The following is a 20,262-nucleotide window of genomic DNA, read 5'->3' on the forward strand; positions in this document are numbered from 1 at the left end:
AATAGATAAGTATAGGCCCATTACATGGGCAAAGGAGCTAACAGCAATGGCAAAGAACCATAAAGTCGAGCCCGTCGGCGGACCGCCGAGCGACGTGGAACAACTGAAACTCGAAAGTAACTATTTGCGCGGTTCGTTGACCGACTCGCTGGCAAACCGGATTACCGGCGGCCTTCCCGAGTTGGATAACCGACTTCTGAAATTCCACGGAAGCTATATGCAGGATGACCGCGATTATCGCAACGAGCGCGAAAAGCAAAAGCTCGAGCCTTATTATCAATTTATGCTTCGCGTCGTTACACCGGGCGGTGTAGCGACTCCGGAGCAATGGCTTCTGATGGACAGCCTGGCTGACAAATACGGTACGGGCAGCCTGAAGCTGACTACGCGTCAAGCGTTCCAGCTGCATGGCGTATTGAAATGGAACCTGAAGAAAACGATTCAAGAAATCAATGCGGCTATGCTGTCGACACTCGCTGCATGCGGCGACGTTAGCCGTAACGTCATGTGTAACCCGAATCCGTACCAATCGGAGCTTCATAGCGAAGTGTACTACTGGTCGCAGGAGCTTACGAAACATCTGGCGCCAAAAACGCCTGCTTACCATGAAATCTGGCTGGACGGCGAGAAGGTTGTAGACGGCGCGGAGCAAGGCGAGGTTGAACCGATTTACGGTCCTGTCTACCTGCCGCGTAAGTTTAAGATCGGTATTGCCGTACCTCCTTCGAATGACGTAGACGTGTACTCGCAGGATCTTGGCTTTATTGCGATCCTTGGCGAAGACGGCAAGCTTGCCGGCTTTAACGTCAGCGTTGGCGGCGGCATGGGGATGACGCATGGCGATACGGCGACTTACCCGCAGCTTGCTAAAGTCATCGGCTTTGTAACCCCTGATCAAGTATTGGATCTGGCGGAAAAAGTCGTAACGATCCAACGTGACTACGGAAACCGTTCCGTACGTAAATACGCTCGTTTCAAATATACAATCGATCGTCATGGCCTTCCTTGGTTCATAGACGAGCTGCAAGACCGTCTCGGCTGGGAGCTTGCTCCTGCCCGCGAATTCCGCTTCGAGCACACGGGTGACCGTTACGGCTGGATCAAAGGTAAAGACGGCAAATGGAATCTGAACCTTTATGTTCAAGCCGGCCGCGTTGTGGATACGGAAGGCAATAAGCTGAGAACGGCGCTCCGCGAAATTGCCAAGATCCATACCGGAGATTTCCGTTTGACGGCTAACCAGAACCTGGTTATCGCTAACGTTACCGCTCAGAAGAAGACAAAAATCGTTGCTCTTTTGAAGGAATTCGGCATTGCGGAAGGCTCGAACTATTCGGCGCTCCGTCGCAGCGCATTGGCCTGCGTAGCCCTTCCAACCTGCGGTCTTGCCATGGCGGAAGCAGAGCGTTATCTGCCGTCGCTGATCGACCGTCTGGAGCCAATCCTTGCTAACGCGGGACTGGCGGATCAGGAGATCAACATCCGGATGACAGGCTGCCCGAACGGCTGCGCGCGTCCGGCGCTTGGCGAAATTTCGTTTATCGGCAAATCGCCTGGCAAATACAATATGTATATGGGGGCAGGCTTCGCGGGCGACCGCCTCAGCAAGATGTACAAAGAAAACATCGGCGAAGACGAAATCATTGATACCCTTACACCTATCATCAACCGGTATGCGGCTGAACGCAACAACGGCGAGAATTTTGGCGACTTTGTCATCCGTGCGGGTTACGTGAAGGCTGTAACGGACGGAACGAACTTCCACGACTAACAGCAAAGCGGTGCAGAGAACAAACTCTGCACCGCTTTTTTTTGCGTTAACCTTTATATGGAAGATTCAAGACGGGAACCTGCAGAAAGTTCTGGATCGCAATCGCGCATGCGCCAAGCACGCAGGATTTTTTTCCGATGGTAGAAATTTTGATTTCCCGGTAGTGGCTCACTCTGGAGTTTAAATTCGATTCAATGAGCGGCAGGGAATCCGGATAAATCCGCAGCAATTCGCTGTCCAGAACAACTACCTCCGGGTTATAAATATTAATTATGTTATTTAATCCGATGGACAGATAATAGATGAACTGCTCCATTAGCTTCGTCACTTCCGGATCCTTCTCTTCCATCCAGCGTCCGATTTGCGCGTAGGTGATGTCCGCGTCCGGCTTCTTGGCGCGCAATAACTGGAGGACGCTTGTCTCGGAAGCGTATTTCTCCCAGCAGCCTTGATTGCCGCAATTGCACGGAAGGCCGCTAGGCACAACAATCATATGGCCAATCTCCCCAGCAAAACCGTCCCGCCCCCGGAAGAAGGAGTGATTTATCATCATGCCCATCCCGATGCCGGAATGCAAAGTGACGCTTAACAGATCGTTGGTCTCGTGGTGGAAAAAAACGCGTTCTGCGAAAGCGCTGAGATTAGCATTGTTCTCAAGCTTGACCTGCAGGGCAAGAGCGTTCTCCAGATCGCTCTTCAGCGGGACGTCATGCCAGTCAAAGGACGGGATATAATGAATCACTTCATCCGTTGAGACAAGCCCGTGAATGGCGATGACAATGCCGACAATGCCGTACCGGCTGGCAGCGAAGCGCTCCTGATAATGCTTGATCTGCCCGGTCAATAAGGTCAAGATATCCGCGTAAGCGTTGTTCTGAAGTTTAATGGTGTCGGAGAGGACAAGAGAGCCTTGAAGATCCGAGATCGCGAAGGAAATCTGATCATACTCCAGATCGATGCCGATCGCATAACCGGCCTCCGCGTTAATGGACAGCATAATCGGTTTGCGGCCGACCTGGTTGTATTCGATTTCTTTCTCGATAACCAATTCCTCGTCAAGCAGATCCGAGACCTGACCCGATACCGTCGCCCGGGTGAGGGCGGTTACTTTGGAGACGTCGGCTCTCGAAAGCATGCCTTCCTTCAAGATTTCTTTCAGAATCAGAGAGCGATTCATTTTCTTTATATAAGAAGCGTCGCCGGTAATCATTTTATCCTCCTAGTAGCATAAATACGGAATTGACAATGGAGATAGTGCTTGTTACATTAATAATACAATTAATTTGTTCATTAAACAAACAAATTATTAGAGCGTAAAAAGGAGCGATGACAGGATGGGTATTTTGCAGGATCTGGTCAAGGATATTCCGATTCCGCGCATGGCCAAGGTGAAAGTCAATTTCGACGATACAAAAATTGAGGATATCGCAAGCGAGCTGCTGCCGAAGCTTCAGCGGGAGCAAATTACAAGCCGCGTCAAGCCGGGCATGGAGATTGCAATCGCGGTAGGCAGCCGCGGACTTGACCGTCTCGTAGAAATTACGGCGGTTACCGTGAAGTTCCTGAAGGATGCAGGAGCAAAGCCTTTTATCGTGCCAAGCATGGGAAGCCATGGCGGGGCGACGGCGGAAGGACAACGCGAAGTGCTCGCTCATCTGGGCGTAACGGAAGAGACGGCAGGATGCGAGATCCGCTCATCGATGGAAGTTGTGCAGCTTGGCGAGCTTCCGAACGGCCTTCCTGTCTATCTGGATAAATTCGCTGCCGCGGCGGACGGCATTGTGGTCATTAACCGCGTGAAGCCGCATACGGCTTTTAGAGGCAATGTAGAAAGCGGTATCATGAAGATGATCAGCATCGGTCTTGGCAAGCAAAGAGGCGCGGAGGCGTGCCACCAGCTTGGCTTCAAATATATGGCGGAGAATGTTCCGGCTATGGCAAAGCTTATTATGGAGCAGAAGCCGGTACTGTTTGGCGTAGCGTCGATCGAGAATGCTTTCGATAAAGTCCGGTTCATCGAAACGCTTACTCCTGATGAAATCGTAGAGCGGGAGCCGCAATTCCTCGCCCAAGCGAAAGAGCTGCTGCCGAAGCTGTTCTTCGACCAGCTGGAAGTTCTTATTATTGATCAGATCGGCAAGAACATCAGCGGCGACGGAATGGATCCCAACATTACGGGCCGTTATCCGACGCCTTATGCCCATGGAGGGCCGGACGTGAACAAAATGGCCGTACTCGACCTGACGCATCAGACGGAAGGCAACGCAAACGGCGTTGGAACGGCGGATTTTACAACCCAGCGTCTCGTAGACAAGATGGACCTGGAGAAAACGTACGCAAACGGTCTGACTTCGACGGTTGTGGCGCCGACCAAGATTGCCACTACGCTTCCGAATGACCGGGAGACGATACAGGCGTCGATCAAGACGTGCAATATTTTGCATTTTGACCAGGTAAAAATGGTGCGGATCAAAAACACGCTGGAAATTGGCGAGATTGAAGTATCGGAAGCTCTCCTGGAATACGTGATGCATCATCCGCGCATGGAAGTTGTAAAGGATTTGTATGAGCTTGATTTCGATAACGACGGAAACTTGTTCTAGATCAGAGACAATGGGGAGAGAAGAGATATGACGGCTAATTTATTTGATTTAACGGGGAAAACGGCGGTTGTAATCGGCGGCAACAGCGTGCTTGGCTCTTCGATGGCAGCAGGTCTTGCCGCTCACGGCGCGCATGTTGCGATTGTTGGACGGAATCTCGAAAAGGCACAGGATGTCGTAGACTCCATTATCAGCGATGGCGGCAGCGCGAAGGCGTTCCAGGCGGATGTATTGTCCAAGGAGTCGCTTCTTAAGGTACAGTCGGAGATTGAAGCGTGGAGAGGCGGATGCGATATTCTGCTCAATGCTCCGGGCAAAAACAGCCCAACTCCATTCTTCGAGCTAGAAATGGAAGAGTGGGATGACATTATGGACGTCAACCTGAAAGGGATCGTGCTCACCTGCCAAATCTTTGCGAAGCGGATGATCGAGCAGCAGCGGACGGGCAGCATTATTAATATTTCATCCGTATCTTCAACAACGCCGTTGTCCAAAGTATTCACTTATTCGGTATCCAAAGCCGGTCTTAACAGCGTTACGCAATTCCTTGCCCGCGAATTCGCCGAGCAAAGCATCCGGGTGAATGCCATTATTCCGGGGTTCTTCCCGGCAGAACAGAACCGTAAAATATTAAGTGAAGAACGTGTTGCCTCCATCATGCGTCATACGCCGATGAACCGCTTCGGAACGCCGGAGGAGCTTCAAGGCGCAGCGGTATGGCTGGCTTCGGAGAAAGCATCGGGCTTCGTAACGGGAACATTGATCCGCGTGGACGGCGGTTTCGGCAGCATGACGATCTAGAGAGGGGAATGGAAGTGCATACTGAAAAATATGTTGCCCTGCAGGACATTCTTCGCGAGATGGGATCGGTTGTGGTTGCTTTTTCCGGAGGGGTGGACAGTACCTTTCTGCTAAAAGCGGCGGTGGAGACGCTAGGACCGGAGAATGTGCTTGCCGTCACGGCCGATTCGGAGACTTATCCGACGAGCGAGCTGGAAGAAGCCAAGAAGCTGGCGAAGCAAATCGGCGTGCAGCACGAAGTCGTTTCGACTTCGGAGCTGGCTATTCCGGGGTATGCGGAGAACAATAAGAACCGTTGTTATTTTTGCAAAAGCAGCCTGTTTGACCACCTGTTCCCGCTGCTCGAAGAGCGATCCTTCGCCAATCTGGTGTACGGCGTTATTGCGGATGACAAGAACGAACACCGTCCCGGCATGCAGGCGGCCAAAGAAAGAGGCGTCAGAGGCCCGCTGCTGGAGGCGGATTTATATAAAGAGGAAATTCGGGAGCTGTCGAAAGCCTTTGGCCTGCCGACATGGGATAAACCTTCCTTTGCCTGCTTGTCCTCAAGGATTGCTTACGGTGAGAGAATTACGAATGAGAAGCTGCTGAAGGTGGAACGCGCGGAAGCTTATTTGAAATCGCTCCATATTCGCCAAGTTCGCGTGCGTACTCACGACGAGATTGCTAGAATAGAGGTAGAACCTGGCGATATGCCGCTAGTCCTCGCTCATCACGAGGAAATAGTGGGGCAGCTTCAAGCCTTTGGTTATAAATACGTAACCCTTGATCTGCTCGGATACAAGAGCGGCAGCATGAATCGATCGCTTAATCTATAATTCGGGCAAGCCGTTTCACCTTGGGGAAAAAGGAAGGATTATCAAATGTCGAATTACGTCATTGGGCTTGATCTGGGCACAACCAGTGCCAAAGCCTGTATCTTTAACCGCGTTGGCCATCTTATTGCGGAGGCGGAGGAGCTTGTTGAATCGGAATACCCGCAGGTAGGCTGGGTCCAGCAGGATGCGGCTGCTATTGAACGCTCTGCCGTTCTGGCCGTACGGAATGCGATCCGGAAAGCCGGGATCGGAAAGGACGAAGTTGCCGTCCTCGGATTTTCCGCGGCTATGCATTCTCTTGTATCGGTAAGCGCAGAGGGTAAGCCGTTATCCCCTGCTTTGATCTGGTCGGACGGAAGGGGAACGGATCAGGCGGAGCGTCTGACAGAGGAAGAGCGTCAACGTTACTACGCGAGAACGGGTACGCCGATCCATCCCATGTCGCCCTTCTTAAAGCTGCTGTGGATGAAGGAAGCTGGATACGAGCCTTACCATCAAGCAGCCTATTTCATGTCGATCAAGGAATATCTGATTTATTGCTGGTTCGGCATGCGGGTTATCGACTATTCGATGGCATCGGCTACCGGATTGTTTAACCCGTATACGCGGGAATGGGATGGGGAAATGCTGGATTTGGCCGGTATTCAGGCAAGCCAGCTATCCGAAATTGTTGCCCCTACGACCCTTTTAGGTACGATAAACAGGGAGATTGCCGAAGAAATGGGAATCGCTCGGGAGCTGCCTGTGGCGATTGGCGCCGCGGACGGCCAGCTGGCTAATCTGGGGATTGGCGCGCTGCTGCCCGGAGAAGTTGCCGTATCAGTCGGGACAAGCGGAGCAATCCGCCAAGTCACTCATGAAGCGAAGGTCAGCAGCCGCGGCGAGACGTTCTGCTATTCTTTTACCGAGGATTCCTATATTATCGGCGGACCTACGAACAATGGCGGCATTGCGCTCCAGTGGCTGAAGCAGCTTCTGAATGATCAAGGCAGCTATGAAAGCTTCCTTGCGGAGGCGGACAAATCAGCTCCCGGAGCCGAAGGCCTGCTGTTCCTCCCGTATATTAACGGGGAGAGAGCGCCGCTATGGAATCCGCGGGCAAGAGGCAACTTCTACGGCATGACCGTTGCTCATACGAAGGCGCATTACGTTCGCGCCGTACTGGAAGGCATTACGTTTAATCTGTATCAGATTGGACGGGCCTTGGAGCAGCTTGCCGGTCCTTCCCGGAAAATTTACGTCAACGGGGGCTTGGCGCGTTCGCCGTTCTGGCTGCAGATGATGGCGGATATTTTCGGAGCGGAGATTTACGTATCGGAGAACCACCACAGCGCAGCTTGGGGAGCCGCCTGGATTGGGCTGGTCGCAATCGGGGAAGAGAAGGATCTGGCTTCGATCAAGTTTAATATCCCGATGGGGGAAGCGGTACATCCGAATCCCGGGAACAGCAAGGTTTATAAAGCCATTTATGATCGCTACGAGAAATTGGCAGCCAGTATTGCAGCATTGTTCTAAAGATCCGAAAAGGCTTAAGAGGTGAATACATGCTTGAAGAAGTGCTAAGACAGGTACAGGACGGCAGGCTTAGCGTGGAGGATGCTGCCAAGCAGCTGGCGACATTCGAGAACTTGGGCTTTGCGAAGGTGGACCATCACCGGAAAAAACGTCAGGGCTTCCCCGAAATCGTATATGGGGAAGGCAAATCGGCGGAGCAAATCATCGGGATTGCGAAAGCTTTGCAGGCGCAAAATCATGAGGTTCTTATTACTCGCGTGTCTCGGGAAAAAGCGGACGAGATCCGGATTGTGTGTTCCGATTATCAATACGATGCCGTAGCTAGACTGCTGTTCTGGAAGCATGCGGACAATCGGGAGAGCAAGCTGAACGGGTATGTTGCGGTTGTGGCGGCAGGCACATCGGATCTGGCGGTTGCCGAAGAAGCGGCTGTAACGGCTGAAGTTCTGGGAAGCAGCGTACGCCGCTTCTACGATGTTGGGGTTGCGGGCATTCACCGCCTGCTGTATCATGCGGAAGAAATTCAGCAAGCCGCCGTTTCGGTCGTGGTAGCCGGAATGGAAGGGGCACTGCCAAGCGTTGTAGGCGGCCTTGTCGCCCATCCGGTTATTGCGGTTCCGACAAGCGTGGGCTATGGGGCTAACTTTAGCGGTCTGTCGGCACTTCTTACCATGCTGAATTCATGCGCCTCCGGCATCAGCGTAGTCAACATCGACAACGGATTTGGCGGTGGTTATAACGCCGCACTGATCCACCAGCTTATAAATAAAGGAGCTGCTGGCTTATGAAAACCTTATATATCGATTGCTTCTCCGGCATTAGCGGAGATATGTTTATCGGCGCTCTCCTGGATGCGGGAGGCGACGCCGCCCATCTGCAGGCAGAATTGAAGAAGCTTCAGATCAGCGACGAATATGAGCTTACCTGGAAGCATGTGATGAAGAACGGCATCAAGGCTTTGAAGTTTGATGTCGAGCTGAAGCAGGAGGGGCAGGGGCACAGCCATGAGCACGACCATGATCATCATCATGGACATAGCCATGAGCATGAACACGGACATGATCATCATGAACATGCTCATGAACACGGACATGATCATCATGAACATGCTCATGAACACGAGCACCATCATGACCATCACCATCATGCGCATAGCCATGATCATGAGCACGATCATGGCCATAATCATTCGCACGAGCACCATCACGATCACAGCCATAGCCATTCGCATGATCACGGTCATCATCACCATGATCATCGGGCGTACAAAGACATCGTCCAGCTGATCGGGAAGTCTGCCTTGACGGACGAGGTTAAGCAAACCGCGCTCCGAATCTTCAAGAAGATTGGCGAGGCCGAAGGGAAGATTCATGGCCTGCCGCTCGAACAGGTTCATTTTCACGAGGTAGGCGCGGTTGATTCCATCGTTGATATTGTTGGCGCAGCGATTCTGCTTCACCAGCTGCAGATTACAACGGTGAAATGCGCGCCCGTACCGGTTGGAGTCGGCAAAATCCGAATCGACCACGGCGTTTATCCGGTGCCCGCGCCGGCAACGCTCGAAATGCTGAAGGGTATTCCGATCGAGCAGTCGACGATCCGTGCGGAGCTTACGACGCCTACCGGCGCAGCTTTTGCGGCAGTGCTTGCCGAAAGCTTTGGCCCTATGCCTTCCTTCAAGGTAGAGGCAATCGGGTATGGCGCCGGGACTAAGACGTTCCCGGATCATCCGAATGTTTTGCGCGTTGTAATTGGAGAATAGCTGCAGGAGATAGGAGTCGGGCGAAATGTTCAATCAGCCGGCATATGAGCATGAAGACAGCGGAATGATCAAGCTCGAAGTGAATCTTGACGATATTTCGGGTGAATGGCTCGGGTATGTCATGGACTTGCTGTTTGAGGCGGGCGCTAATGACGTGTTCTACACGCCGATCTATATGAAGAAGAACAGACCGGGAACGATGCTTCAGCTGTTATGCGCGCAGGACAAATTAGAGGCCATGAAAGCGATTTTGTTCCGCGAGACTACAACGCTCGGCATCCGCTATTATCCGCTAACCGTTCACCGGCTGGAGCGGGTATTCGAAACGGTCCACACGGAATGGGGGCCAGTCACGGTCAAGAAAGGCTTGTATAACGGAGAGATTGTCCAATGGGCACCGGAATACGAGGATTGCAGAAAAATTGCAAGCACGCTTGGCATCCCTCTTAAACAGGTTTATGATAGAGTTCGGATGGAACGAAATGGTTAAATAGACGAAGAGAGACAGGAACCTTTGGGAGGATGTATTGGATGGGGAGTTTAATCACAGTTTTGCTGCTAGGTCTGGTGCTTGGCATCAAGCATTCCATTGAACCCGACCACATTATCGCGGTATCAACGATGGTGAGCAATCAAAAGAAGCTGTGGCGTTCAACGCTAACGGGAATCTTTTGGGGAATCGGCCATACAAGCACGTTATTTATCGTAGGAATGGTGCTCGTCCTCTTAAAGGGAGAGCTGCCGGAAGTATGGGCGATGTCGCTGGAGTTTCTGGTAGGTGTAATGCTCGTTTATTTAGGTTATAAAAATGTCGTGTCGGTAAAACGCGCCTATCAGCATTCCCATCGGCATGACAAATCCTCTCTCATTAAAGTGACGGTAATTGGCTTTATCCATGGTCTTGCCGGAAGCGCGGCGATGGTTATTCTGACCTTGTCAACGGTAGAGTCGGTATGGGAATGTGCTTTGTACATTCTGGTATTTGGCGTCGGAACGATCACGGGCATGCTGATTTTCACAACGATTCTGGGCATTCCGTTTGTATATAGCAAGACAAGCGTAAAGCTGAACCGTGGTTTAATGCAGGCTGCGGGCACGGTTAGCTTTTTGTTCGGCCTTTATTATATGTACAACCTTGGGGTTACGGAAGGGCTGTTTGAGTTATGGGTGAAATAAATCCGTTATTCGGGGTATAGAATTGATGCAAACGAAAAGAAGACGTTACTCTCTCGGGGGAGCAACGTCTTCTTTTATTTTCCAATAAAATTCGCCCTCTTAAAACCTTATAACGTTATAATATCCCTTCATAGTGGAATTTTCCACCTTACCTTAAGCCGCTTCCTGTTCCATGATAGATTTACTAGAAATTAACAACTCAATGTCACTAAATACATGGTGGTGATGAATGGGAGTTTGCTTACGTTATGCAGCAAAATGACTTGCATCGGGGTCTGGCAGCTAGCCTGGGTTTAAAATCCAATCCTAATTCAAAACCAATAGAGGTGAAATGATTGAACTTATCGATGATGAGAAGATCTTTATGGAATCTCCCTTTGTTATTAGTGGTTTCAATCCTTACCGGAATATTAGCTTTTGCACCTAATGCGCATGCGGAGGAAGAGCAGGCCGTATCTGCCGCGCGTACGGGACCAACAAATCTGCGTATTGCCCAAGACGAGAATGGCAAGGATCTCATTACTCATAATACAGCGAAAATCGCATGGGATCTGATAGGCGACGAGACCAATAACAATGATATCGACATCTGGAATGCGGATACCGATGCTTGGATGACTTGGGGAGACCGAAGCAAGCAGGAAATAGGCGGGTTAACGCCGGAAACGACTTACCGGGTCTATATTACCTGGTATGCGGATCGCCCTTCGCTGGACTATAAAAGCAATATCATCGAGTTTACCACCGCACCCGATACAAGCGAATATCCCGATCCGCCGCTTGCTCCTCCGGGACATCTCCACACCACCGCGATTACCGATAACAGCATCACCTTGAAATGGACCGGAAGCCCCGGCGCAAACGGTTACGATCTGTATGTTAACGGCGCCTGGAAGCAAGGCATATGGGACGGTTCCAATACGGTAACGTATACCCTTCCCGAAGGAGGCCATACAGCCGGTACCGCGTATAAGTTCGAGGTTGGGGCACAGAACCTGCCGAAGGTATCGGCGAATAGCAACGCCGTAACGGTAACATGGGGCGGGCTGGCAGCTCCAAGCGGTTTGCAGGCGGTAACCGCAACCAGAACGACGGCAGCGCTTGGCTGGGCGGAGACTCCGGGTGCCACCGGTTACGATATTTACGCAAACGGCCAGCTTATCGGCTCTAGTATCGAGAACCGTTATGTTGCTTCCGGTCTTCAAGAAGGAACGAGCTACGCCTTCAAGGTTGCAGCGAAAAACGCGGTTTGGCGCTCGGCAGACAGCTCGTCGGTTACGGTTGTTCCGGGAGCCGATTACAATATCGTCACGTATTATACGCTTTGGTCTCCGAGCAGTACGGGACGGAACTATCATCCGTCTGACGTGGATGTCTCGCAAATTACTCACGTGAATCTCGCTTTTGCGGACCTGTGCTGGAGAGGGTTTGGATCAGGCGCTGCAGCTTGTCAGAATGCAGTAGTTCCAACGCAAACGGATTATGTCTATGACGGCGAAATGATTGTGGGGGATCCGTCGGTTGACTTGGCGCTCTTCGAGGAATGGGCAGCTATTCGGGATGCGAACCCTCATCTGAAGCTTATGATTTCAGTCGGTGGCTGGTCTTGGTCGAATAACTTCTCGAATATGGCCAGTACGGAAGAAACCCGGCGCGCCTTCGCCAATTCGGTTGTAAAATTCCTCCGTGCCTATAAACTCGACGGAGTCGATATCGACTGGGAATACCCGGTTGAAGGCGGAGAGGACGATAATTCCCGAAGCCCGCTGGATAAGGAAAACTTCGGGCTGATGGCGCAAGCCGTAAGGGAAGCGCTGGATGCGGCAGGCTCGGAAGACGGCAAATATTATTTGCAGACGATCGCCTCGGGCCAAGGGGATAATTTTGTGGTCAATTCGAATTTGGGCGAATCCTCGGACGATCTTGATTTTATCAACATTATGACTTACGACTACAGCGGAAGCTGGGATACGCTCGCCCATCATAACTCCCCGCTTTATTACGACAAGAATCATCCGAAGGATTACGCGAAGCGCAATAACGTGCTTGGCGCCGTGCTTGCCGAGCTGAACGGAGGCGTGCCGAACTACAAAGTGAATATAGGCATTCCGTTCTACGGCAAGGGCTGGGTTGGCTGCGAACCCGGCGGCCAATATCAGACCTGCGCGAGCGGGACGCCATTCGGAACCTGGGAAAACGGTATTTTCGATTTTACCGACATAGAGGAAAATTACTTGAATGCCGAGGGTTACGAGCATCAATGGAATAACGAAGCCAAGGTGTCCTATTTGTACAATGCGGACAAAGGCGTATTCCTTACCTACAATGACGAGTCCTCTATGATGTATATTGCTTCGCTCGCGAAATCTCTTGATTTGCCCGGCGTCATGAGCTGGGATATTAGCGGGGACCGCAACCGGACGTTAACCACAAGACTCGCCAAGGATCTTCCTATTACAGGCGTATCCGATCCCGATGCGCTGTCCGCGCCAATCGGTCTGCAAGCCGCATCCATCAGCAGCGGAAGCATCAAGGTCAAATGGAACGCTTCCGAACATGCGACGGCTTACGAGGTCTACGTAGGGAAAGTGTTAGCGGGAACAACCGCGGGTACGGAATATGATGTGACGGGGCTTACCCCTGGCACAAGTTATGCGGTTGAGGTATTGGCCATTCAAAAAGACAACGATACGCTCGTAAACGTATCGGCCTTCAGTACTCCGCTGAACACCAAGACAGCGCCGGTGAAGACCACACCGTCTGAACCGGTGAAAGGGCAGGAGGGCTTGAATACGCAGGTTACAAAAGAAGGCGATAAGCTATTGGTCAGCCTGCCAAGCGATGCCGCGCTGAAAGAAATTGCTTCGGCTGTGTCCACAACGTTCCCGATTATTGTGGAGGGCGACGGCAAGCAGCTTGAGGTTGCTTTGCCAAAAGAAATTACGGCTGCAATCGCGGCTAAAGGCAGTGACTCGGTTATTGTTATCCGCTGGAAAGGCGCGGCGTTCTCGATTCCGGCAGCCGCTTTGCCGGCGGGAACGGATATCCGGATCTCGATGGAGACCTTGGATTCAAAGCTGCTGCAGCAAAGCGGTATCCCGCTTGTGACGGCCCCATTGTCCTTCAAGGTAGAGGGCAAACAGGCGAACGGTACATTTAATGAAATCACGAATTTCGGTGACTATTTCTTATCGCATAGTTTTACCGTAAAAGGCTCGGAGATCAGCAAAGCTCAAACAGCAGGCGTCGTTTATCTGCCTGAGTCGAATGAGCTTCGCCCGGTTCCGTTATTGTTCACGGACAATGCCGATGGTACGGTAACGGCGGAATTAAAGAGGAAGGGCAATAGCGTTTACGGTCTGGTGAAGACGACCGTTTCCTATACGGATACGCTGGCAGGCTGGGCTCAGCAGGAGGTATGGCAGGCAGCTTCCAAGCTGATCGTGAGCGCAGATGCTGACGGCAAGTTCAACGGAGCGCGCGATCTGAATCGTGCGGAAATAACATCGCTTATCGTGAAGGCACTAGGTATCCTGCCTGACTATTCAAGCGCAGGTACGGCCTTTAAGGATGTAGCCGCAAATTCCGCTTTTGCGGCGGATATCGCGGCGGCGAAGAAGGCCGGTCTGGTAAACGGCAAAGGCAACGGTCTCTTTGATCCAACGGCTGCAATCACTCGCGAAGAAACGGCGGTCATTCTGGCGAAAGCATTGGCTTATGCCGGAGTAACAACGCAGGCGGATTCCGCCGTGTTGAACCACTTCGCGGACCGCTCACAGGTGTCCGGCTACGCGGTGCCTTCGCTTGCTCTTCTCGTTGAAAGCGGAATTATGAAAGGCGTTTCGGCGCATAGTTTAGCTCCTCGGACAAATGTCACCAAAGAGCAGGCAACGGTGCTAGTGATGAAGACACTCCGGTCCGCCGGATTGTCGAACTAAGCGGTAAACCGCCCGAGAATTCGGGCGGTTTTTTCTTTTTCCTGCTGCGGGCTATACGCGAATACATCCGCAGACTGATTCACCAGTGAAGGGATTGGCTTAAGATTGAAACATTGATTCGAAATGTAACGATCGTTTAAATTCAGTTTAAAAATGAACGGTAAGATGATGACATCAACAATTCTTGGGAGGAAACAGGAATGGAATATAAGAATGGGAAGAAGCCAAACAACGGTGACTGGGCGGTTGAGGCTAACGGTCTAGTCAAATTGTTTGGAGATAACAAAGCGGTGGACGGCGTCAACTTGAACGTGAAAGCCGGCACCATTTATGGCGTGCTTGGTCCAAACGGGGCAGGCAAAACAACAACGATCCGCATGCTGGCGACGCTGCTGCGTCCGGATGCGGGCTCGGCCCGGATCTTTGGACACGATGTGCAAAAGGAGTCTCAGATCGTCCGCCAATTGATTGGCGTTACCGGCCAATACGCATCGGTTGACGAATCGCTCAGCGCAACCGAGAATTTGGTTATTTTCTCTCGTCTGCTTGGACTGGGACGTGCGGAAGCGCGGAAGAAAGCCGCTGATCTCCTGGAAGAGTTCGGATTGACGGAAGCGGCTAAGCGCCCCCTTAAGAATTTCTCCGGCGGTATGAGACGCCGTCTGGACCTCGCTGCCAGCCTTATCGCGCAGCCGCCTCTTATCTTTTTGGATGAGCCGACTACAGGACTTGATCCGCGTACCCGCGCTCAAATGTGGGATACGATCCGCCGCCTGGTGAACACGGGCTCTACGGTTCTGCTTACTACTCAATACCTGGATGAAGCAGACCAGCTCGCTGACCGGATTGCCGTAATCGACCGCGGTCTTGTCGTAGCTGAAGGCACGGTAGACGAATTGAAGCAATCGGTGGGGACTTCTTCGTTGCAGCTCAGAGTTCTGGATCAATCCGATATTGAAATTGCTCGCCAGACAGTGGAGCATGTGCTTCAGGTTCAAGCAACCTTAACAAGCGAAGCTGCCAAAATTACGGCCCCAATGGCCAATGCCGACCTGGTTACGGATCTGTTAATTGCGCTCCGCGAGAAAGGGATTACTTTATCCGAAGTCAGCGTTCAGAAGCCAACTCTTGATGAAGTGTTCCTGACCATCACCGGACATGGCGTTGAAGAGAAAGCGCAAGAAACGGAAACCGAAACAAAAAGAGCGGAGGCTGTAAACGTATGAGTTCATCCGTAAAAACAGGTCATCTAAAAAACCACACAAGCTTTATTCAATCCTTGCGTCACTCGCTTACCATGGCATACCGGGGGATTTTGAAAATCCGCCGGACCCCCGAGCAGCTGTTTGACGTAACGCTGCAGCCGATCATTTTCACCTTGATGTTTACTTATATTTTTGGCGGAGCGATCTCCGGTGACGTGCAAAGCTACCTGCCCGTGATTATCCCGGGTATTCTTGTCCAGACGGTAATTACCACATCCATCGTAACCGGCGTTCAGCTTCGGGAGGATATGGACAAAGGCGTCTTCGACCGCTTCAAGTCCTTGCCGATTGCCCGGATAGCCCCGCTTGCGGGAGCCTTGTTAGCCGATACGATCCGGTATACGATTGCTACCGTGCTTACGTTTTCCATGGGCTTCATTATGGGGTACCGACCTGACGGCGGTATCGGCAGCGTTGTTCTTGCCGCTTTGCTCGTTATTTTTGTCTCCTGGGCGATGAGCTGGATCTTTGCTTTCTTTGGCGTTATCTCCCGTACGGCATCCAGCGTGCAAGGGATCTCGATGCTCGTATTATTCCCGTTAACGTTTATGTCCAATGCGTTCGTACCGGCAGATACGATGCCTAACTGGCTGCAGTGGTTCGTAAACATCAACCCGGTTTCCCACGTTGTCTCGGCGGTTCGCGAGTTGACCAATTCCGGCACGGTTGGATCGGATATGGTCTGGTCCTTGGTAGGCGCAATAGCTATCGTTGCTGTATTTGCACCCATTACGGTTCGCGCTTATATGCGACGGACATAAGACTTGCTTAATCGAAAGAGATGGCATAATCGCCATCTCTTTTTGTCATTCTATTAGCGCAAATCTCAACTGTTTAAATTCAGTTTAAGCAGCAGCGTTACTATATCTGTGTAAGGAACAAACAACAAACATGGATATAGGAGATGGTCTTTATGACAACTGATTATACAAAGAAACAAATCGCGATTATCGGTGGTGGACCAGGCGGACTTACACTGGCTCTCATCCTGCAAAGACATGGCATTGCCGCAACGATCTATGAACGGGGAGCTCAGGACGGAAATGCCCAGCGTGGCGGCTCTCTAGACATACATGAGGATTCGGGACAGATGGCGCTGAAGGAAGTGGGGCTGCTGGAGCAGTTTCAGGCGATTGCCCGCTATGAGGGAGAAGATTTCCGCCTGTTTGATAAAACCGGTAAGATTTATATGGACGACAGAGCGGAGGACGGAGAAAAAGGCGACCGTCCGGAGATTGACCGCGGCGTGTTATGCGATCTTCTGCTGAATGCATTGCAGCCGGGTACGATACGATACGGTTATAAGCTGACGGAAGCCGTTGCGGTAGAAGGCGGTCAGCATGAGCTTCATTTTGACAACGGCGAGAAAGTGACGGCTGAACTTGTCATAGGGGCGGATGGCGCTTTCTCCAAGCTTCGTCCGCTGCTGACCGATGCGCAAGCCTCTTACTCCGGATTAACGATGGTGGAGCTGCGTGTGGATGCGAAGGCACATCCGGATCAAGCGGCTTTTAACGCAAGAGGCAAAGTGTTTGCGCTTGATGATAACAAAGGAATACTTGCTCAGCTAAATGGGGACGGTAAAATTAAAGTATACCTGACCTTTACGGAGGGGCAGAACTGGCTGGGTACCTGCGGCATCCCGTTTGACCAGCCGAAGGAAGCGAAGCAGCAGCTGCTGGCGTATTTCAAAGATTGGGCAGAGCAGCTTCAGAACTATATTCACAAGTCGGAAGATCTTGTTCTGCCAAGACGGATTTATATGCTGCCCGTTGGACTGAAATGGGAGCATAAACCTGGAGTTACGCTTATTGGTGATGCTGCGCATCTGATGTCCCCGTTTGCGGGCGAAGGCGTAAATCTCGCCATGCGCGACGCAGCCGAGCTTGCGCTTGCCATTGCCGGTCATGAGGATACCGATCAGGCCATTCAAGCCTACGAAACGAAGATGTACGAGTATTCTGCGGAGTCGGCAAAATCGTCCGATGACAATCTGAAGCTGATGTTCTCGGACAAAGCCGCGTCAAACCTGAAAGCTTTGTTTGACGAGCTTCATGCGCAGTTTGCCCAATAAAAATAAGTGAGGCTGTGCCCGTTTATTGGCACAGCCTCTTTTTTAATTAATGCAACAAAATAAACTGCTTTACTACACGAGTATATTTATCCGCTTCTTCAATTCTGAGAAGCGGCCATTTTTTATAGGCAGGAATGGGTAATTGTGGTAAAGTCAGCGTAGTGATGCGAATTCCATTGCAAATGGAGAGGTTCGATTGAAAAAGATCATTTGCGTGTTCCTCATGCTCATCGTTGTTTTGTCCGGCTGCAGTCAATCCTCCTCCTTGATAAAGGAAACCGATTCGCATAAGCTGAATCAGAAGGTGAAGTCTTTTGTCGACCGGAATAAAAGCAAAAGCGGCCTTTATCTATACTCTGTCGCAGGGAAAGAGGAGTATTTTATCGTGAACTACTCTACGGCCCAGCAGGGGGAAAAGTTGAAGTTCCTTGCGGGTATTCGCGCAGAGATTCGGGAGGATGTATTAACGATTCAATTGGATGTGAAGGAAACCTCCGATCCGAAGGATAAACGAATAAAGCCATTGTCTATCTATAAGCTTAATAAGCAGGAAGAGGCAAGTAAAATACAGGTTAAGATTAACGGACAGGAGACTCCGATTGATATAGTCGGCAGCTGAGAGCTGAGTCAAGTAAGGAGGTTTGCGGCATGGATGGAAGCAACGAGGCAATCAGCGGTGAAGATAAAGGCTCAAGCATTTGCGAGGTGCTTCAAATATTGGGGGCGAAATGGGCGTTTCTTGTACTGGAGGAGCTGATGAACGGACCGTTGAGATTTAATCAGCTTCAAAGGAATGTCTCCATAGTGAAGACTCAATCGTTAACGAATACAGTACGGCATCTGGAGAACAATGGCCTTGTCATGCGCCAGGTATTTCCGACAGTGCCGGTGACCGTAGAGTATTCCCTGACCGAGAAGGGGAAAGATTTTCAGGCTGCGCTTAGAGAAATGGAGAAATGGGTGCAAAAATGGGGCGATTCCCCTAATCCCCGGCTTAGCCGTTCCTAACGGCAATGTCGCAGTCGAACCGTAAGAGCTATTAGCTCTTGCGGTTTTTTTGTCCTTCCACTCACTTACCAAACGGTTAGTTACTCCAAAAGGATGGATTATGCCAAAACAAATTGCGTTCTTACTAAAAGTAAGCAGCCTCGTTATAATCCGAATTAACAAATCGTTTTGGAAAAGGAAGTGTCGTTATGAAACGTGTTGTGATTTACGTCTTGATGATTGCGGTATTTTTCACAGCCACCTCGGAGCTCGTAATTGCCGGAATCCTGAATGTGTTAGCCGATCAAATGAGTATATCGGTAAGTCTGGCAGGTCAGTTGATCACGGTTTATTCTTTGGCCTTTGCGATTGGTACGCCGGTTATTATCGCATTATCCGCGCGAATACCGCGAAAAAGACTTCTGCTCCTCGCCATAGTCGTATTTATAGCCGGTAATTTCCTGTCCATTGCAAGCACGAACTTCATGGTTTTAATGGCAGCGCGGATGCTGCTTGGGGTTAGCTCCGGCGTCTTTATCGTGGCAGCGTTTAGCGCAGCGGCCAAGATGGTGCCGGTAGAAAAAATCGGCAGCGCGATCGGAACGATAATCCTCGGATTCAGCAGTGCGATGATTTTTGGGGTTCCGCTAGGCGTTGCTTTGACGAATATGTACAGCTGGCAGACAATCTTTTTGTTCCTTGGCATAGGAGGCGTTGCGATCCTTATTGGTCTTGCTCTCTTGCTTCCGCAAATCGAGGGGGATGCTCCGGTTCCCTTCAAACAGCAAATGGGGCTGCTGGCTAATCCGGTGATCTTCTACGCCTTGCTGCTTGTGTTGTTCAGAGAAGCGGGCAACTCGGTGATGTTTACGTATATTGCTTCCTTCCTTGGCGACATTCTTCATAGAAGCTCCGCGGAAATCGGCCTTATGATGCTATTGTTCGGTCTGGCCGGTGCGATTGGCTCCAGAATCGGAGGCTCTGCCGTAGACATATGGGGAAGCGCCAAGTTAATACTGATCGGTGTCATGATCCATGTTGCTGCCCTGTTGCTGCTGCCGCTGGCCGTCCATTCCTTTCCGGTAGCCATTACCTTGTTGTCGCTATGGATCATGTCGATGTTTACTTTAGGGCCTGCGACACAGACTTACTTCATCGAGCGTGCTCCGCAAGCGTCGAATCTGATTATCAGCCTGAATATTTCCGTCACTCAGGTCGGCATCGCCGCAGGAGCCAGCGTCGGCGGACTGGTCGTCAATTGGCAAGGCACCGTCCTCTATAATCCATTAGTCGCGGGACTGGTCCTCATCCTCTCCCTAGCCTCAGCCGCTGTCTCCATCCGAAAAAGCCGGCAGTTGAAACTCCCAACTCTCTAAAAAAACAGGCCGTGCAGGTTGTTAAAACCTCACGGCCACGTTTTTCTCCTCCCAATAAAAAGGTAGGATGCAACGGAGTATTTGAATGATTCTGCAGAAGCGCAGCGTTCGCTTTTGTGAGGGGATTCCAATCCAATTGGAATAGTTCCTAAGGAATCCCCGAGCAATGGCGATCG

Annotated in this window: 17 protein-coding genes; 16 read left to right on the forward strand and 1 reads right to left on the reverse strand. The window is 51.2% G+C overall.

Annotation, left to right across the window (positions count from 1 at the left end; all coding sequences use genetic code 11):
* The first annotated feature begins 46 nt into the window (after positions 1-46).
* Positions 47-1,771 (forward strand): assimilatory sulfite reductase (NADPH) hemoprotein subunit, encoded by a 1,725-nt coding sequence (cysI, locus tag WFJ73_RS01220; RefSeq protein WP_336771151.1) that lies wholly within the window; start codon positions 47-49, stop codon positions 1,769-1,771.
* A 46-nt stretch (positions 1,772-1,817) separates the two neighbouring features.
* Here cysI and WFJ73_RS01225 read toward each other — a convergent pair whose 3' ends face one another.
* Entirely contained in the window at positions 1,818-2,981 is a 1,164-nt protein-coding gene (locus tag WFJ73_RS01225; protein ID WP_336771152.1) for an ROK family protein, read from the reverse strand.
* Positions 2,982-3,105: 124 nt separating this feature from the next.
* On the opposite strand from WFJ73_RS01225, the gene WFJ73_RS01230 reads away from it, so the two are divergent.
* The 15 genes from WFJ73_RS01230 (at position 3,106) to WFJ73_RS01300 (ending at position 20,086) form a co-directional block, all read left to right on the forward strand.
* Positions 3,106-4,374 (forward strand): lactate racemase domain-containing protein, encoded by a 1,269-nt coding sequence (locus WFJ73_RS01230; protein WP_336771154.1) that lies wholly within the window; start codon positions 3,106-3,108, stop codon positions 4,372-4,374.
* 27 nt (positions 4,375-4,401) lie between these two features.
* Entirely contained in the window at positions 4,402-5,175 is a 774-nt protein-coding gene (locus WFJ73_RS01235) for an SDR family oxidoreductase (protein WP_336771155.1), read from the forward strand.
* An 8-nt stretch (positions 5,176-5,183) separates the two neighbouring features.
* Complete coding sequence (gene larE / locus WFJ73_RS01240) at positions 5,184-5,993, forward strand: ATP-dependent sacrificial sulfur transferase LarE (protein ID WP_336771156.1); 810 nt, start codon at positions 5,184-5,186, stop codon at positions 5,991-5,993.
* 45 nt (positions 5,994-6,038) lie between these two features.
* A complete protein-coding gene (locus WFJ73_RS01245; protein WP_336771158.1) occupies positions 6,039-7,508 on the forward strand; it encodes a gluconokinase in 1,470 nt (489 codons plus the stop codon).
* Positions 7,509-7,537: 29 nt separating this feature from the next.
* Positions 7,538-8,296, forward strand: coding sequence for a nickel pincer cofactor biosynthesis protein LarB (larB, locus tag WFJ73_RS01250; protein ID WP_336771160.1), 759 nt, complete (start codon positions 7,538-7,540; stop codon positions 8,294-8,296).
* Positions 8,293-9,270: a LarC family nickel insertion protein gene (locus WFJ73_RS01255; RefSeq protein WP_336771162.1), complete on the forward strand. Its 978-nt coding sequence runs from the start codon at positions 8,293-8,295 to the stop codon at positions 9,268-9,270. Before larB ends, WFJ73_RS01255 begins: the two co-directional genes overlap by 4 nt.
* A gap of 25 nt (positions 9,271-9,295) precedes the next feature.
* Positions 9,296-9,760: a nickel insertion protein gene (larC, locus tag WFJ73_RS01260; protein WP_336771164.1), complete on the forward strand. Its 465-nt coding sequence runs from the start codon at positions 9,296-9,298 to the stop codon at positions 9,758-9,760.
* A 41-nt stretch (positions 9,761-9,801) separates the two neighbouring features.
* Entirely contained in the window at positions 9,802-10,446 is a 645-nt protein-coding gene (locus WFJ73_RS01265; protein ID WP_336771165.1) for a HupE/UreJ family protein, read from the forward strand.
* A gap of 386 nt (positions 10,447-10,832) precedes the next feature.
* Positions 10,833-14,384, forward strand: coding sequence for a glycosyl hydrolase family 18 protein (locus WFJ73_RS01270; protein ID WP_336772111.1), 3,552 nt, complete (start codon positions 10,833-10,835; stop codon positions 14,382-14,384).
* Positions 14,385-14,584: 200 nt separating this feature from the next.
* A complete protein-coding gene (locus WFJ73_RS01275; RefSeq protein ID WP_336771167.1) occupies positions 14,585-15,610 on the forward strand; it encodes an ATP-binding cassette domain-containing protein in 1,026 nt (341 codons plus the stop codon).
* On the forward strand, positions 15,607-16,410 hold the full coding sequence (locus WFJ73_RS01280; protein WP_336771169.1) for an ABC transporter permease: 804 nt from the start codon (positions 15,607-15,609) through the stop codon (positions 16,408-16,410). Before WFJ73_RS01275 ends, WFJ73_RS01280 begins: the two co-directional genes overlap by 4 nt.
* A 152-nt stretch (positions 16,411-16,562) precedes the next feature.
* A complete protein-coding gene (locus WFJ73_RS01285; protein WP_336771170.1) occupies positions 16,563-17,723 on the forward strand; it encodes an FAD-dependent oxidoreductase in 1,161 nt (386 codons plus the stop codon).
* Between the two features lie 196 nt (positions 17,724-17,919).
* The gene (locus tag WFJ73_RS01290) at positions 17,920-18,342 is read left to right on the forward strand and encodes a hypothetical protein (RefSeq protein ID WP_336771171.1); all 423 of its coding nucleotides are present in this window, start codon (positions 17,920-17,922) and stop codon (positions 18,340-18,342) included.
* 29 nt (positions 18,343-18,371) lie between these two features.
* Positions 18,372-18,731, forward strand: a complete 360-nt coding sequence (locus WFJ73_RS01295; protein ID WP_127495997.1) for a winged helix-turn-helix transcriptional regulator — start codon at positions 18,372-18,374, stop codon at positions 18,729-18,731.
* Positions 18,732-18,919: 188 nt separating this feature from the next.
* A complete protein-coding gene (locus WFJ73_RS01300; RefSeq protein ID WP_336771172.1) occupies positions 18,920-20,086 on the forward strand; it encodes an MFS transporter in 1,167 nt (388 codons plus the stop codon).
* Positions 20,087-20,262: the final 176 nt, after the last annotated feature.

It is taken from the genome of Paenibacillus sp. MMO-58 (assembly GCF_037146255.1).
Classification (GTDB): domain Bacteria; phylum Bacillota; class Bacilli; order Paenibacillales; family Paenibacillaceae; genus Pristimantibacillus.

What these genes read in the sequence shown, in the direction of transcription:
- WFJ73_RS01255 (WP_336771162.1), top strand. Translation starts at nt 8,293, where the DNA reads ATGAAAACCTTATATATCGATTGCTTCTCCGGCATTAGCGGAGATATG.
- larE (WP_336771156.1), top strand. Translation starts at nt 5,184, where the DNA reads ATGGAAGTGCATACTGAAAAATATGTTGCCCTGCAGGACATTCTTCGC.
- WFJ73_RS01235 (WP_336771155.1), top strand. Translation starts at nt 4,402, where the DNA reads ATGACGGCTAATTTATTTGATTTAACGGGGAAAACGGCGGTTGTAATC.
- WFJ73_RS01300 (WP_336771172.1), top strand. Translation starts at nt 18,920, where the DNA reads ATGAAACGTGTTGTGATTTACGTCTTGATGATTGCGGTATTTTTCACA.
- WFJ73_RS01280 (WP_336771169.1), top strand. Translation starts at nt 15,607, where the DNA reads ATGAGTTCATCCGTAAAAACAGGTCATCTAAAAAACCACACAAGCTTT.
- WFJ73_RS01285 (WP_336771170.1), top strand. Translation starts at nt 16,563, where the DNA reads ATGACAACTGATTATACAAAGAAACAAATCGCGATTATCGGTGGTGGA.
- WFJ73_RS01295 (WP_127495997.1), top strand. Translation starts at nt 18,372, where the DNA reads ATGGATGGAAGCAACGAGGCAATCAGCGGTGAAGATAAAGGCTCAAGC.
- WFJ73_RS01275 (WP_336771167.1), top strand. Translation starts at nt 14,585, where the DNA reads ATGGAATATAAGAATGGGAAGAAGCCAAACAACGGTGACTGGGCGGTT.
- WFJ73_RS01230 (WP_336771154.1), top strand. Translation starts at nt 3,106, where the DNA reads ATGGGTATTTTGCAGGATCTGGTCAAGGATATTCCGATTCCGCGCATG.
- larB (WP_336771160.1), top strand. Translation starts at nt 7,538, where the DNA reads ATGCTTGAAGAAGTGCTAAGACAGGTACAGGACGGCAGGCTTAGCGTG.
- larC (WP_336771164.1), top strand. Translation starts at nt 9,296, where the DNA reads ATGTTCAATCAGCCGGCATATGAGCATGAAGACAGCGGAATGATCAAG.
- WFJ73_RS01265 (WP_336771165.1), top strand. Translation starts at nt 9,802, where the DNA reads ATGGGGAGTTTAATCACAGTTTTGCTGCTAGGTCTGGTGCTTGGCATC.
- cysI (WP_336771151.1), top strand. Translation starts at nt 47, where the DNA reads ATGGCAAAGAACCATAAAGTCGAGCCCGTCGGCGGACCGCCGAGCGAC.
- WFJ73_RS01225 (WP_336771152.1), bottom strand. Translation starts at nt 2,981, where the DNA reads ATGATTACCGGCGACGCTTCTTATATAAAGAAAATGAATCGCTCTCTG.
- WFJ73_RS01245 (WP_336771158.1), top strand. Translation starts at nt 6,039, where the DNA reads ATGTCGAATTACGTCATTGGGCTTGATCTGGGCACAACCAGTGCCAAA.